Source organism: Pseudomonas baetica, from assembly GCF_019733355.1.
Lineage (GTDB): Bacteria > Pseudomonadota > Gammaproteobacteria > Pseudomonadales > Pseudomonadaceae > Aquipseudomonas > Aquipseudomonas baetica_A.
Window position 1 is genome coordinate 1 of sequence record NZ_JAIHLQ010000018.1, and the last position, 13106, is coordinate 13106.

The following is a 13106-nucleotide window of genomic DNA, read 5'->3' on the forward strand; positions in this document are numbered from 1 at the left end:
TGCCTCTGGCTAACACTTCCCCTTGCCGGGTGTGTAGAGGACTTTCACCTCCAAGTCGTTCGGCTCACCACCACAGTGAGCTGAACAGCGCCAGTCACGGCGCTACGCGCCATGCCTGGCGCACCACAAAAAATGCCCCGATCTCTCAACCGGGGCATTCAGCACAACCTATACAACCATCAAGCGATCAGTGCGAAACCGCCCCACTCGCCCCCAACCCCGTCTGCGAACGCACAAACTGCGGGAAGAACAGCGCCCGCTCGTTATCCGCCGCCGCCGACTTGTCGGTGATCGAGAAGAACCAGATACCGACGAAAGCAATGACCATCGAGAACAGCGCCGGGTACTCGTACGGGAAGATCGCCTTCTCGTGATGCAGGATTTGCACCCAAATGGTCGGACCAAGCACCATCAGGCCTACCGCACTCAACAGCCCCAGCCAGCCGCCGATCATCGCGCCGCGAGTGGTCAGCTTCTTCCAGTACATCGAAAGCAGCAGGACCGGAAAGTTGCAGCTCGCCGCGATGGAGAACGCCAAGCCAACCATGAACGCGATGTTCTGGCTTTCGAACAAGATGCCCAGGCCGATGGCCAGAATACCCAGTGCGATGGTGGTGATCTTCGAAACGCGGATCTCGTCCTTGTCGTTAGCCTTGCCCTTCTTGATCACGCTGGCATACAGGTCATGCGACACCGCCGAAGCGCCGGCCAGGGTCAGACCCGCCACAACCGCCAGAATGGTCGCAAACGCTACTGCCGAGATGAAGCCAAGGAAAACACTGCCGCCCACCGCGTTAGCCAGGTGCACCGCCGCCATGTTGTTGCCGCCGAGCAAAGCGCCCGCCGCATCTTTGAAAGCAGGGTTGGTGCTGACCAGCAGAATCGCGCCGAAGCCGATGATGAAGGTCAGGATGTAGAAGTAACCAATGAAACCGGTCGCATACAGCACGCTCTTACGCGCTTCCTTGGCGTCACTCACGGTGAAGAAACGCATCAGAATGTGCGGCAGGCCTGCGGTACCAAACATCAGCGCCAAAGCGAGAGAGAACGCCGAGACCGGATCTTTCACCAGGCCGCCAGGGCTCATGATCGCTTCACCTTTGGGGTGAACCTTGATTGCCTCGGAGAACAGCATGTTGAAGTCGAAGTTGACGTGCTTCATGACCATCAGCGCCATGAAAGTAGCACCGGACAGCAACAGCACAGCCTTGATGATCTGCACCCAAGTGGTCGCCAGCATGCCGCCGAACAGCACATACATGCACATCAGGATACCGACCAGAATCACCGCAACGTAGTAATCGAGACCGAACAGCAGCTGGATCAGCTTGCCGGCACCGACCATTTGCGCGATCAGGTAGAACGCCACCACCACCAGCGAACCACAGGCAGACAGGGTGCGAATCTGGGTTTGCCCGAGGCGATAGGACGCCACATCGGCAAAGGTGTACTTACCCAGGTTACGCAGACGCTCGGCGATCAGGAACAGAATGATCGGCCAGCCCACCAGAAAGCCGATCGAGTAGATCAACCCGTCGTAGCCGGACGAGAACACCAGCGCGGAAATCCCCAGGAAGGACGCGGCCGACATGTAGTCACCGGCAATTGCCAGACCGTTCTGGAAACCAGTGATCTTGCCGCCCGCCGCGTAGTAGTCAGCCGCCGAATTATTGCGCTTGGACGCCCAGTAAGTGATGCACAAAGTCGCGCCGACGAACACCACGAACATGGCGATTGCAGAAACGTTGAGCGGTTGTTTGTGGACTTCGCCGGTCAGGGCTTCAGCGGCCCAGACTGCCGGAGCGAACGCTGCGATGCTCAGAAGAGCCAGTAAACGCCGGATCATTGCTGAGCCTCCTTGAGAATCGCATTGTTCAGGTCGTCAAACTCGCCATTGGCGCGGCGCACGTAGATAGCGGTCAGGATGAAGGCCGAGACAATCAGGCCGACACCAATCGGGATGCCCCAGGTAATCGAAGATTCAGGACTGAGTTTCGCCCCGAGCACTTGCGGCGCATAGGCGATCAGAAGAATGAATCCGGAGTAGAGCCCGAGCATGATCGCCGAGAGTATCCAGGCGAACTTTTCCCTTTTCTGCACCAGCTCCTTGAATCGGGGACTGTTTTGAATCGAGAGGTAAATGCTGTCGTTCATTGTTTTTATCCTCGCAGCACAGATTATTGTTGGAACAATACTCACTGTATGCGGCTGCGAGCCAGGTTCCAGACGACCTTAGTAGTAGAACGCCATGACGTATTTGCCAATTTCCGGTACACACAAAACAACTGTGGGAGCGGGCTTGCTCGCGAAAGCGTCGTGTCAATCAACACATCAGTCGACTGACAGACCGTTTTCGCAAGCAAGCCCGCTCCCACAGGGTTAGACGGTGAAGTATTTATTTAGTCCATTCAGCAACGCGATCCGGGTGTTTGGCCACCCAATCCTTGGCGGCAGCTTCAGGCTTGGCGCCATCCTGAATCGCCAGCATGACCTCGCCGATTTCGTCTTTCGACGCCCACTGGAAGTTCTTCAGGAACTTGACCACTTCCGGCGCCTTGGCATCCAGCTCTTTGCTGCCGATGCTGTTCACGGTTTCAGCTGCGCCATATACGCCTTTCGGGTCATCGAGGAAGCGCAGTTTCCACTTGGCGAACATCCAGTGCGGGACCCAACCGGTGACGGCGATGGATTCTTTTTTCTTCTCGGCACGGGTCAGCTCGGCGATCATGCCGGCGCCGGAACTGGCTTTGAGACTGTATTGGTCCAGGCCGTAATCCTTGATGGCCTGATCGGTCTTGAGCATCACGCCTGAACCGGCGTCGATGCCGACGATACGATTTTTGAAGCTGTCATCGGTTTTCAAATCTTCGATCGACTTGGCTTTCACATACTCCGGCACGATCAGGCCGATTTTCGCATCCTTGAAGTTCGGGCCGTAATCGACGACCAGATCCTTGTTTTTTGCCCAGTATTCGCCGTGGGTCACCGGCAGCCAAGCCGAGAGCATGGCGTCGAGTTTGCCGGTGGCAACGCCCTGCCACATGATCCCGGTGGCGACGGCTTGCAGTTTTACGTCGTAGCCGAGTTTCTGCTTGATCACTTCGGCGGCTACATGAGTGGTCGCGACGCTGTCGGACCAGCCGTCAACGTAACCGATGTTCAGGGTCTGTTTTTCAGCACTGGCAAATGTGGAACTCATCGCAAGCACCAGAGCGGCACCTGCGCCTAAAAGTCGTCGCATCTTCATCGTTACTTCCCCGAAATGCTGCGCCCGACGGATGCCGGGCATCGTCAACGTATTGTTATGGTGCACAGCGCCCCCATCACGCCTGACCGCAAACTCGTTCGAACATCAGCGGAGCACTGACGCTTTTGATCATCAACCCCACGCCTTCGACGACCTGCTCTGTCAGCGACCTCAAGGCAACGAGAAACGACATCAGAAGGCCATCAACCTTCTCTCTATAAATGACACCAGACAATCCGCCCGAACTTTGCTTGTCAAAACCAAGGGCGCCACCACCCCCCTATAAATGCAGGTAACATGCGTCGCTTTGCAGCCACACGGCCCGACCATGTCCGCGACGTCCCGTTTTCCTTTTCTCCCCTATCTTTTCGCCTGCCTGCTGGGGCTGTTTGCACTGTGCGGCTTCTGGTACGGCCTCGGTAAACCGGTGATCCTGCCGGATGCCGCCACCCCGACGCACAAGCTGCAATGCGCGTCCTACACCCCGTTCGACAAAGACCAGTCGCCGTTCGACGTGCCGTTCAAGCTGCGCCCGGAGCGCATGGACGCCGACCTTGCGCTGCTGGCGACGCGGTTTCAATGCATCCGCACCTATTCCATGACAGGGCTCGAGGCACTCCCGGACCTGGCGCGCAAACATGGCCTGAAATTGATGATCGGCGCCTGGGTCAACAGCAATCCGGTGGACACCGAGAAGGAAGTCGACCTGCTGATTGCTTCCGCCAACGCCAACACGGACGTGGTCAGCGCGGTGATCGTCGGCAACGAAGCGTTGCTGCGTAAAGAAGTCACTGGTGCGCAACTGGCCAAGTTGATCAAAAAAGTCAAACGTCAGGTCAAACAACCGGTCACTTATGCCGATGTCTGGGAGTTCTGGCTCAAGCATCCGGAAATCGCGCCAGAGGTGGATTTCCTGACCATTCACCTGCTGCCGTACTGGGAGGACGAACCCTCGAGCATCGACGTTGCACTGCGACATGTGGCGGATGTACGTCAGGTGTTCGGCAATAAATTCGCCCCCAAAGATGTGATGATTGGCGAAACCGGCTGGCCGAGTGAGGGCCGCCAGCGCGAGACCGCCCTGCCCAGCCGTGTTAATGAAGCCAAGTTCATCCGCGGGTTTGTCGCGATGGCCGAGAAGGAAGGCTGGCATTACAACCTGATCGAAGCGTTTGACCAGCCATGGAAACGTGGCAGCGAAGGCGCAGTGGGCGGGTACTGGGGATTGTTCGATGCCGATCGTCAGGACAAGGGTGTACTCGCCGGGCCGGTGACGAATGTGCCGTACTGGTCGCAGTGGCTGGCGGTCGGTGGTTTGATTTTCCTGGGGACGCTGATGCTTGGTGGTCGCGTCCGCACGACACGCTCGGCACTGGTGCTGCCGTTATTGGGCGCCCTCGCCGCTTGCTCGATTGGTGCTTGGGGCGATCTGGCAAGGGTGACCACACGATTTGCCAGTGAATGGCTGTGGGTCGGGTTGCTGACAGCGTTGAATCTGTTGGTGCTGGCGCATGCGGCGCTGACCTTGAGCGCTCGCACGGGTTGGCGTGAACGCGCCTTCAATCTGCTGGAGCGTCGTGCCGGCTGGCTGGTGGCCGCGGCGGGGTTTGCAGCCGCGGTGATGATGCTGGAAATGGTGTTCGATGCGCGCTATCGCAGCTTTGCCAGTGCGGCGTTCATTCTGCCCGCGCTGGTGTACCTGTGCCGACCGGTGAGCGTGCCGCGTCGGGAGATTGCTTTGCTGACCTTTATCATCGGGGCCGGAATCGCACCGCAGTTGTTCGAGGAAGGATTGCAGAACCAACAGGCCTTGGGCTGGGCACTGGTCAGCGGGTTGATGGTGGCGGCATTGTGGCGATGCTTGCGGGTTCGCACCCGCTGATCTTCAGCGTCTGCGCCGCCCCCCTTCGCGAGCAAGCCCGCTCCCACATTTGGACTTGAATGCACACAATTCCCTGTGGAAGCGAGCTTGCCCGCGATGACTGATTGTCAGATTCCGCGAGATTGCCGGACCAGGCGCAACCCGGCAATCACCAGTGCAAACACCGCCAACGTTGTGTTGTACAGCGCCAGCGCCGGCAGCCCGAACACCAACGCCAGCACCGCCAGCCACCAGCCTGCCCGACCCGGCAACACGAACCCGATCAATGCCGCACCCAACGCCGCCCAGCCCAACACCTTGAAGTGAATCATCAGCCCCAGACTGGAGCGCATCTGGCACTCCCAGCGACTGGCCTCATCAACGCAGATGCCCACCCACTTGCCATCCTCCATGAAGCCGTATCGCGCGCCATAGCTGGCGGCGAGCCATAACGGCAGCAGAACGAGCAACAGCATCACGGGCAAGCGGCGGGACATGAATTACTCCAATCGACAGAAATCGGCCGCCAGCTTAATCCGCCGCCCGGCATACGCAAGCGCTAACAACAGTTAACTATTCATCCGGGCGGTGCAAAGTGTATCGTCCGGCTACTATTACTCCGAATTATGCCTGTTTGGTGCCGCGGCATGGCACTTTGGCGCAACCCCGGTGGTCATAGCCTGCGAACCTCATTCGGCACCTTCCTCTAAGGGATCCAGTCATGCTCCGTTCCTTGCGCTTCGCCGCGCTGTTCAGCGGCCTTATCTTGAGTGCGTCCGCACTGGCGGCGGATATCGACGCCGCCAGTTATGGCTACCCCCTGACCAACCCGTTCGAGGCGACCATCGCCACCACGCCGCCGGACTTGCGCCCGGAACTGCCACTGGACGACGACATCAATCAGTCCGACCGCAGCGTCACCTTGCGCCCGGAGCGGGCATTCATCCTGCCGGACAATTTCTGGGCGGTAAAAAAACTTACTTACCGTATCGCCACCCAGGACAAGCCAGCACCGCTGATCTTCCTGATTGCCGGCACCGGTGCGCGTTATGACAGCACGCTCAACGAATACCTGAAAAAACTCTATTACAAGGCCGGCTATCACGTCGTGCAGCTGTCCTCACCGACCAGTTTCGACTTCATCAGCGCCGCGTCGCGCTTCGCCACACCGGGCGTGACCAAGGAAGACGCCGAGGACATGTACCGTGTGATGCAGGCCGTGCGGGCGCAAAACCCGAAACTGCCAGTCACCGATTACTACCTCACCGGCTACAGCCTCGGTGCGCTTGATGCGGCGTTCGTCGCGCATCTGGACGAAACCCGCCGCAGCTTCAATTTCAAGAAAGTCCTGCTGCTCAATCCGCCGGTCAACCTTTACACCTCGATCACCAACCTCGACAGGCTGGTACAGACCGAAGTCAAAGGCATCAACAACAGCACAACGTTCTATGAGTTGGTGCTGAGCAAGTTGACCCGCTACTTCCAGCAAAAAGGCTATATCGACCTCAACGACGCCCTGCTCTACGACTTCCAGCAATCCAAACAGCATCTGTCCAACGAACAGATGGCGATGCTGATCGGTACCTCGTTCCGCTTCTCGGCCGCCGATATTGCCTTCACTTCGGACCTGATCAACCGTCGCGGCCTGATCACCCCGCCGAAATTCCCGATCACCGAAGGCACCAGCCTCACACCGTTCCTCAAGCGTGCGCTGCAATGCGACTTCGACTGTTACCTGACCGAACAGGTGATCCCGATGTGGCGCGCCCGCACCGACGGCGGCAGTCTGCTGCAACTGATTGATCAGGTCAGCCTGTATGCGCTCAAGGATTACCTGCACGACAGCCCGAAAATCGCCGTGATGCACAACGCCGACGATGTGATCCTCGGCCCGGGCGACTTGGGCTTCCTGCGCAAAACCTTTGGTGATCGCCTGACCGTTTATCCACTGGGCGGCCATTGCGGCAACATTAACTACCGCGTCAACAGCGACGCCATGCTGGAGTTCTTCCGTGGCTAAATATCTCCTGCTGATAGCAGCGTTCCTCTGTGCAGGCGTGGCCCAGGCCGATAACAGCAAAGCCAATGCACCGGTGGTGGTCGACAGTGACGGCTTCAAGGAGCCGCTGTCCAAACTCAAATTCAACCCGGGGCTGGACCAGCGCGAATTTGAGCGTTCCACGCTCAACGCGCTGAGCGTGTATGACCCGTTGGAGGAGTGGAACCGCCGCGTTTACCACTTCAACTACCGTTTCGATCAATGGGTATTTTTGCCGGTGGTCGACGGTTATCGCTACGTCACGCCGAGCTTCGTGCGCACCGGTGTGAGCAACTTTTTCAACAACCTCGGCGACGTACCGAACCTGATCAACAGCCTGTTGCAGTTCAAGGGCGAGCGCTCGATGAAAACGACTGCGCGCCTGTTGTTCAACACCACCATCGGCGTCGCCGGTCTATGGGACCCGGCGACCGCCATGGGCCTGCCACGCCAGAGCGAAGACTTCGGTCAGACGCTGGGTTTCTATGGTGTACCGGGAGGCGCCTATTTTGTGTTGCCGATCCTCGGCCCATCGAACCTGCGTGACACCGCAGGTCTCGCCGTGGACTACAGCGCCGAATCGGCGGTCAACTTCTTAAACGTTTCAGAGGTCAGCTCCAACCATCCGGAGATCTGGGCCCTGCGCGCCGTCGACAAGCGCTACCAGACCAGTTTCCGCTACGGCCAACTGAACTCACCGTTCGAGTACGAAAAGGTGCGTTACGTGTACACCGAGTCGCGCAAGCTGCAGATTGCCGAGTAACGTTTTTACTGGAGCCACATCCGGCAAATGTGGCAGCGGGCTTGCTCGCGAAGGCGGCGTCTCAGTCAATGGACAGGTGACTGGCACTCCCTCTTCGCGAGCAAGCCCGCTCCCACAGGGGTAATGTGCTCAGCTTTTAATGGCTTTCCAGAGCTTGCCGACGACGGATACGACGGTCAACACCACCGCCCCGGCAATAATCCCCGCCACGCCGTTGAGCAACATCGGCACCACAAACCCGACACCACTTGCCGCCGCGCCAACGCCTTCAATCCAGTGATGCACCACCGGCACGCCATGAGTCAGGATGCCGCCGCCGACCAGGAACATCGCCGCCGTGCCAACCACCGACAGCGTTTTCATCATGTAAGGCGCTGCGCTCAGAATGCCACTGCCGACTTTCCTGGCAACCTGCCCAGGCTTCTGGGTCAGCCAGAGACCAAGATCATCAAGCTTGACGATCCCCGCCACCAGACCGTAAACGCCCGCGGTCATCACAATCGCAATGCCGGACATCACGATCACTTGCTGAGTCAGCGAGGCGCCAGCCACGGTGCCCAGGGTGATGGCGATGATTTCCGCCGACAAAATGAAGTCGGTGCGGATCGCGCCTTTGATCTTGTCCTTTTCGTAGGCCACCAGATCGGTCGCCGTGTCCGCCACAGCCTCAGTCAGTTGCGCATGCCCTGCTTCGTCTTCCACCTTGCTGTGCACAAACGTGTGCGCGAGTTTCTCGAAACCCTCGAAACACAGATACGCACCACCGACCATCAACAGTGGCGTCACCAGCCACGGCACGAAAGCGCTGATCGCCAGCGCCGACGGCACCAGAATCAGTTTGTTGAGAAACGAGCCCTTGGCCACCGCCCAAACCACGGGAATTTCCCGCTCGGCGCGCACGCCGCAGACTTGCTGGGCATTCAGCGCCAGGTCGTCGCCGAGCACACCGGCGGTCTTCTTGGCGGCCACTTTGCTCATCAACGCCACGTCATCCAGAACGGTGGCGATATCGTCGACCAGCACCAGCAAACTGCTTCCTGCCATGAATCCTGTTTCCTTTTATGTACCAATGGCGCGAAGCATAACGCGACCACAGACCACACGGGGCATTCTTGAGCGCTGCGCGAGGCCGGTGCTACCATGCGCAACCGCCAGAACAGGCAAGGAACCACCGGGTTTATGAGCACAATCCGCGAGCGCAACAAAGAACTGATCCTGCGTGCCGCCAGCGAGGAGTTTGCCGACAAAGGCTTCGCCGCGACCAAAACCAGCGACATCGCCGCCAAGGCGGGATTGCCCAAGCCCAACGTTTACTACTACTTCAAGTCCAAGGAAAACCTCTACCGCGAGGTATTGGAAAGCATCATCGTGCCGATCCTGCAGGCGTCGACGCCGTTCAACGCGGACGGCGTGCCGAGTGAAGTGTTGAGCGGCTACATCCGCTCCAAGATCCGTATCTCCCGCGACCTGCCCTTTGCCTCAAAAGTCTTCGCCAGCGAAATCATGCACGGCGCCCCACATTTGAGCGCCGACCTGGTCGAGCAACTAAACGGCCAGGCCAAGCACAACATCAACTGCATCCAGACCTGGATCGACCGCGGCCAGATCGCCCCGATCGACCCCAACCATCTGATGTTCAGCATCTGGGCTGCCACCCAGACCTACGCCGACTTCGACTGGCAGATTTCTGCGGTCACCGGCAAGGACAAGCTGGACGAGGCGGATTATGAAGCGGCGGCGCAGACGATTATTCGGTTGGTGCTCAAAGGGTGTGAGCCGGACTGAAACACCGCGGCGCGGCGCGGCTATCGCTGGCAAGCCAGCTCCCACAAAGTTCTACGTCGTTCGTCATATCTGTGTTCAACACAGAATCCTGTGGGAGCTGGCTTGCCAGCGATGGCGGCAACTCGGTCTTAGATCAAACCCAGATAGCATCCCACAACGGATAGTCGCCAAGTTTTTCCACCAAGCCCGCTCGCAATGGGTTGGCTACTACATAGCGCGCCATTTTCACCAAATCATCTTCCTTTCGAAGTGCCCGGTCGTGAAGCCCCTGCTGCCAAAGCGGCCCGTTTTTACCACTGGAAAGATTCACTTCGCGCGCAATCAGGGACTTGGTCTCTCGCATCAATTTGCGAAGTGAACAGTTTCCCAGTTCAACGAGCCAATGAAAGTGGTCAGGCATGACAACCCATGCCAATGATTTTGCCAACCCAAGATCCTGTGCCCGGCGAAACTGATGAACAACCAATCTGCCCAATGCGAAATCGGTAAAGATCGGTTCTCGATCAAGTGTATTGGTTGTCAGTAGATAGATTCTATTTGGCTCGGCATAGCGGCCGGCTCGCAGACGATGTGAAGCAGGAAGATCAGGCAATCCGTTGCCCCTTCATGATGAGTTCATCAAAAGGCTAGACCGCAGTGCCCCATCAAGTCAGGCAGTCTTTTATCTTGATGTGTCAGTCCCGCCGCCATCGCTGGCAAGCCAGCTCCCACAGTTTTTAATGTTGAATACAAAACTTGTGAACGACACAAAATCCTGTAGGAGTGAGCCTCCTCGCGATAGCGGTTAATCAGACGCTAAAGATCAAGAAACCACCCCCGCATCCGCCCGCAGATCCAGCGCCTCCACCGCTTTGATCGCCACCTGCTCATCAATATCCGACAGATCGCCGCTGATCCCGATCGCGCCCAGCACGTTACCCGCCTGATCACGAATCAACACACCACCCGGTGCCGGCACCACGCTGCCCTGGCCCATGCTGTTTAGCGCCGCAATGAAAGCCGGGCGTTGTTGCGCGTCCAGCGCCAGCAGGCGTGAGCCTTTACCTAGTGCGATGGCGCCCCAGGCTTTGCCGATGGCGATTTGTGGGCGAAGCAGGCTGGCGCCGTCTTCGCGTTGCACGGCGACCAGATGGCCGCCGGTATCGAGTACCGCGATGGTCAGCGGCGCGGCATTGATGCCTCGCCCTGCGCTGATGGCTTCATTGACCAGGTTGACTGCGACTTTCAAGGTTAAAGCGCTCATGGTGCCGTCCTCATTTTGTTATAGGGAAAGTCGTGGGGCTGCGGTTTTGTGCCGCAGTCCGATACGACAAATAGAACACAATGAGTTATTTTTTTGTATACAATAATTCTCGAAAAGCGCCACATGCGACGAAAAGCCACAGCAGAACCGGCTTCCGACGAATGAAACAGTCGCTTGAGAAAATGGATTGACCTGCGCCGTCCGCCGTGAATACACTCTGCGCAAAGCCACTTGTATACAATTACAAAACGTAAAGAGGCACAAAACCATGAGCAAAATGAGAGCAATCGAAGCCGCCGTTCTGGTGATGCGCCGTGAAGGGGTTGATACCGCTTTTGGCATCCCGGGCGCTGCGATCAACCCGCTGTACTCCGCCCTGCAGAAAGTCGGTGGCATCGATCACGTCCTCGCTCGCCACGTTGAAGGCGCCTCGCACATGGCCGAGGGCTACACCCGCACCAAGGCCGGCAACATCGGCGTGTGCATAGGCACTTCCGGCCCGGCCGGTACCGACATGGTCACCGGGCTCTACAGCGCCTCGGCCGACTCGATTCCCATCCTCTGCATCACAGGCCAGGCACCCCGCGCCCGTATGCACAAGGAAGACTTCCAGGCTGTCGACATCACCAGCATCGTCAAGCCCGTCACCAAGTGGGCGACCACGGTGCTGGAACCTGGCCAGGTGCCTTACGCGTTCCAGAAAGCTTTCTTTGAGATGCGTTCCGGCCGTCCAGGCCCGGTGCTGATCGACCTGCCGTTCGACGTGCAGATGGCTGAAATCGAATTTGACATCGACGCTTACCAGCCACTGCCGCTGGCCAAGCCGACCGCGACCCGCATCCAGGTCGAGAAAGCGCTGGCTTTGCTCGATCAGGCCGAGCGTCCATTGCTGGTGGCCGGTGGTGGCATCATCAACGCCGACGCCAGCGAACTGCTGGTGGAGTTCGCCGAACTGACCGGTATCCCGGTGATCCCGACCCTGATGGGCTGGGGCACCATCCCGGACGATCACCCGTTGATGGTCGGCATGGTTGGTCTGCAGACTTCGCACCGTTACGGCAACGCAACGATGCTGAAATCCGACGTGGTACTGGGCATCGGTAACCGTTGGGCCAACCGTCACACCGGTTCGGTCGATGTCTACACCGAAGGCCGCAAGTTCATTCACGTCGACATCGAAGGCACGCAGATCGGTCGTGTGTTCACGCCGGACCTGGGCATCGTATCCGACGCCGCTGCCGCGCTGACCGTGTTCATTGAAGTGGCGCGTGAATGGCAAGCCGCCGGCAAGCTGAAAAACCGCAGTGCGTGGCTGCAAGACTGCCAGCAGCGCAAGGCCAGCCTGCATCGAAAAACCCACTTCGACAACGTGCCGGTCAAGCCACAGCGCGTTTACGAAGAAATGAACCAGGTGTTCGGCAAGGACACCTGCTATGTCAGCACCATTGGTCTGTCGCAAATTGCCGGCGCGCAGTTCCTGCACGTCTACAAGCCGCGTCACTGGATCAACTGCGGTCAGGCAGGCCCGTTGGGCTGGACCATTCCGGCAGCGCTGGGCGTGGTCAAGGCCGATCCGAACCGTAAAGTCGTGGCCCTGTCGGGGGACTATGACTTCCAGTTCATGATCGAGGAGCTGGCGGTCGGCGCTCAGTTCAAACTGCCTTACATCCACGTCGTGGTGAACAACTCGTACCTGGGTCTGATCCGTCAGGCACAGCGCGGGTTCGAAATGGACTACTGCGTGCAGTTGTCCTTCGATAACCTCAACGCGCCGGAACTCAACGGTTACGGGGTTGACCATGTCGCGGTTGCCGAAGGCCTGGGCTGCAAGGCACTGCGTGTGTTCGAACCATCGGAAATCGCCCCTGCCCTGCGCAAGGCCGAACAGATGATCGAAGAGTTCAAGGTGCCGGTGATCGTCGAGATCATTCTGGAGCGTGTGACCAACATCTCCATGGGTACCGAGATCAACGCCGTCAACGAATTCGAAGACCTGGCGCTGGTCGGCAACGATGCGCCTACGGCGATTTCGCTGCTTGATTAACTGTTGACCGCTCTCCCTGTGGGAGCGGGCTTGCCCGCGAAAGCATTTCCACATCCGACAATGATGTTGGCTGATCCACCGCTTTCGCGAGCAAGCCCGCTCCCACGAGGGGAACTTCACAAGAT

Annotated in this window: 12 protein-coding genes; 5 read left to right on the forward strand and 7 right to left on the reverse strand. The window is 58.5% G+C overall.

All coding sequences use genetic code 11. The annotated features are described in order from the left end of the window. Positions 1–187: 187 nt before the first annotated feature. The 3 genes from K5E40_RS17555 to K5E40_RS17565 form a co-directional block, all read right to left on the reverse strand. The gene (locus tag K5E40_RS17555; protein ID WP_221731921.1) at positions 188–1846 is read right to left on the reverse strand and encodes a cation acetate symporter; all 1659 of its coding nucleotides are present in this window, start codon (positions 1844–1846) and stop codon (positions 188–190) included. After that, positions 1843–2154 carry a DUF485 domain-containing protein gene (locus K5E40_RS17560; RefSeq protein ID WP_221731922.1) on the reverse strand — a complete coding sequence of 104 codons (312 nt, stop codon included), beginning with the start codon at positions 2152–2154 and terminating at the stop codon, positions 1843–1845. The genes K5E40_RS17555 and K5E40_RS17560 overlap by 4 nt, the downstream gene beginning before the upstream one ends. Before the next feature lie 241 nt (positions 2155–2395). Then, entirely contained in the window at positions 2396–3247 is an 852-nt protein-coding gene (locus K5E40_RS17565) for a glycine betaine ABC transporter substrate-binding protein (RefSeq protein ID WP_221731923.1), read from the reverse strand. 286 nt (positions 3248–3533) lie between these two features. Between K5E40_RS17565 and K5E40_RS17575 the strand changes: the two genes are divergently transcribed. Then, positions 3534–5129, forward strand: a complete 1596-nt coding sequence (locus K5E40_RS17575; protein WP_221731924.1) for a beta (1-6) glucans synthase — start codon at positions 3534–3536, stop codon at positions 5127–5129. Between the two features lie 107 nt (positions 5130–5236). Here K5E40_RS17575 and K5E40_RS17580 read toward each other — a convergent pair whose 3' ends face one another. Further along, on the reverse strand, positions 5237–5605 hold the full coding sequence (locus tag K5E40_RS17580; protein ID WP_221731925.1) for a hypothetical protein: 369 nt from the start codon (positions 5603–5605) through the stop codon (positions 5237–5239). 224 nt (positions 5606–5829) lie between these two features. On the opposite strand from K5E40_RS17580, the gene K5E40_RS17585 reads away from it, so the two are divergent. Together K5E40_RS17585 and K5E40_RS17590 are read left to right on the forward strand one after the other, a co-directional pair. Then, complete coding sequence (locus K5E40_RS17585; protein ID WP_221731926.1) at positions 5830–7128, forward strand: serine/threonine protein kinase; 1299 nt, start codon at positions 5830–5832, stop codon at positions 7126–7128. Further along, on the forward strand, positions 7121–7909 hold the full coding sequence (locus K5E40_RS17590; RefSeq protein ID WP_221731927.1) for a VacJ family lipoprotein: 789 nt from the start codon (positions 7121–7123) through the stop codon (positions 7907–7909). Before K5E40_RS17585 ends, K5E40_RS17590 begins: the two co-directional genes overlap by 8 nt. 129 nt (positions 7910–8038) lie before the next feature. Here the strand turns inward: K5E40_RS17590 and K5E40_RS17595 are convergent, their stop codons facing one another. Next, positions 8039–8953, reverse strand: coding sequence for a DUF808 domain-containing protein (locus K5E40_RS17595; protein WP_221731928.1), 915 nt, complete (start codon positions 8951–8953; stop codon positions 8039–8041). Positions 8954–9088: 135 nt separating this feature from the next. Between K5E40_RS17595 and K5E40_RS17600 the strand changes: the two genes are divergently transcribed. Next, a complete protein-coding gene (locus K5E40_RS17600; RefSeq protein ID WP_221731929.1) occupies positions 9089–9694 on the forward strand; it encodes a TetR/AcrR family transcriptional regulator in 606 nt (201 codons plus the stop codon). Between the two features lie 133 nt (positions 9695–9827). On the opposite strand, the gene K5E40_RS17605 is transcribed toward K5E40_RS17600, so the two are convergent. Together K5E40_RS17605 and K5E40_RS17610 are read right to left on the reverse strand one after the other, a co-directional pair. Next, entirely contained in the window at positions 9828–10286 is a 459-nt protein-coding gene (locus K5E40_RS17605) for an REP-associated tyrosine transposase (RefSeq protein ID WP_221731930.1), read from the reverse strand. Positions 10287–10496: 210 nt separating this feature from the next. Continuing rightward, complete coding sequence (locus tag K5E40_RS17610) at positions 10497–10937, reverse strand: heme-binding protein (protein ID WP_221731931.1); 441 nt, start codon at positions 10935–10937, stop codon at positions 10497–10499. A gap of 268 nt (positions 10938–11205) precedes the next feature. Between K5E40_RS17610 and gcl the strand changes: the two genes are divergently transcribed. Next, positions 11206–12981 (forward strand): glyoxylate carboligase, encoded by a 1776-nt coding sequence (gcl, locus tag K5E40_RS17615; RefSeq protein WP_221731932.1) that lies wholly within the window; start codon positions 11206–11208, stop codon positions 12979–12981. Positions 12982–13106 lie beyond the last annotated feature (125 nt).

Excerpts from the sequence above, each read along its gene's own strand:
- K5E40_RS17595 (WP_221731928.1), bottom strand. The coding sequence starts at position 8,953 with ATGGCAGGAAGCAGTTTGCTGGTGCTGGTCGACGATATCGCCACCGTT.
- K5E40_RS17555 (WP_221731921.1), bottom strand. The coding sequence starts at position 1,846 with ATGATCCGGCGTTTACTGGCTCTTCTGAGCATCGCAGCGTTCGCTCCG.
- K5E40_RS17585 (WP_221731926.1), top strand. The coding sequence starts at position 5,830 with ATGCTCCGTTCCTTGCGCTTCGCCGCGCTGTTCAGCGGCCTTATCTTG.
- K5E40_RS17560 (WP_221731922.1), bottom strand. The coding sequence starts at position 2,154 with ATGAACGACAGCATTTACCTCTCGATTCAAAACAGTCCCCGATTCAAG.
- gcl (WP_221731932.1), top strand. The coding sequence starts at position 11,206 with ATGAGCAAAATGAGAGCAATCGAAGCCGCCGTTCTGGTGATGCGCCGT.
- K5E40_RS17610 (WP_221731931.1), bottom strand. The coding sequence starts at position 10,937 with ATGAGCGCTTTAACCTTGAAAGTCGCAGTCAACCTGGTCAATGAAGCC.
- K5E40_RS17565 (WP_221731923.1), bottom strand. The coding sequence starts at position 3,247 with ATGAAGATGCGACGACTTTTAGGCGCAGGTGCCGCTCTGGTGCTTGCG.
- K5E40_RS17580 (WP_221731925.1), bottom strand. The coding sequence starts at position 5,605 with ATGTCCCGCCGCTTGCCCGTGATGCTGTTGCTCGTTCTGCTGCCGTTA.
- K5E40_RS17600 (WP_221731929.1), top strand. The coding sequence starts at position 9,089 with ATGAGCACAATCCGCGAGCGCAACAAAGAACTGATCCTGCGTGCCGCC.
- K5E40_RS17575 (WP_221731924.1), top strand. The coding sequence starts at position 3,534 with ATGCAGGTAACATGCGTCGCTTTGCAGCCACACGGCCCGACCATGTCC.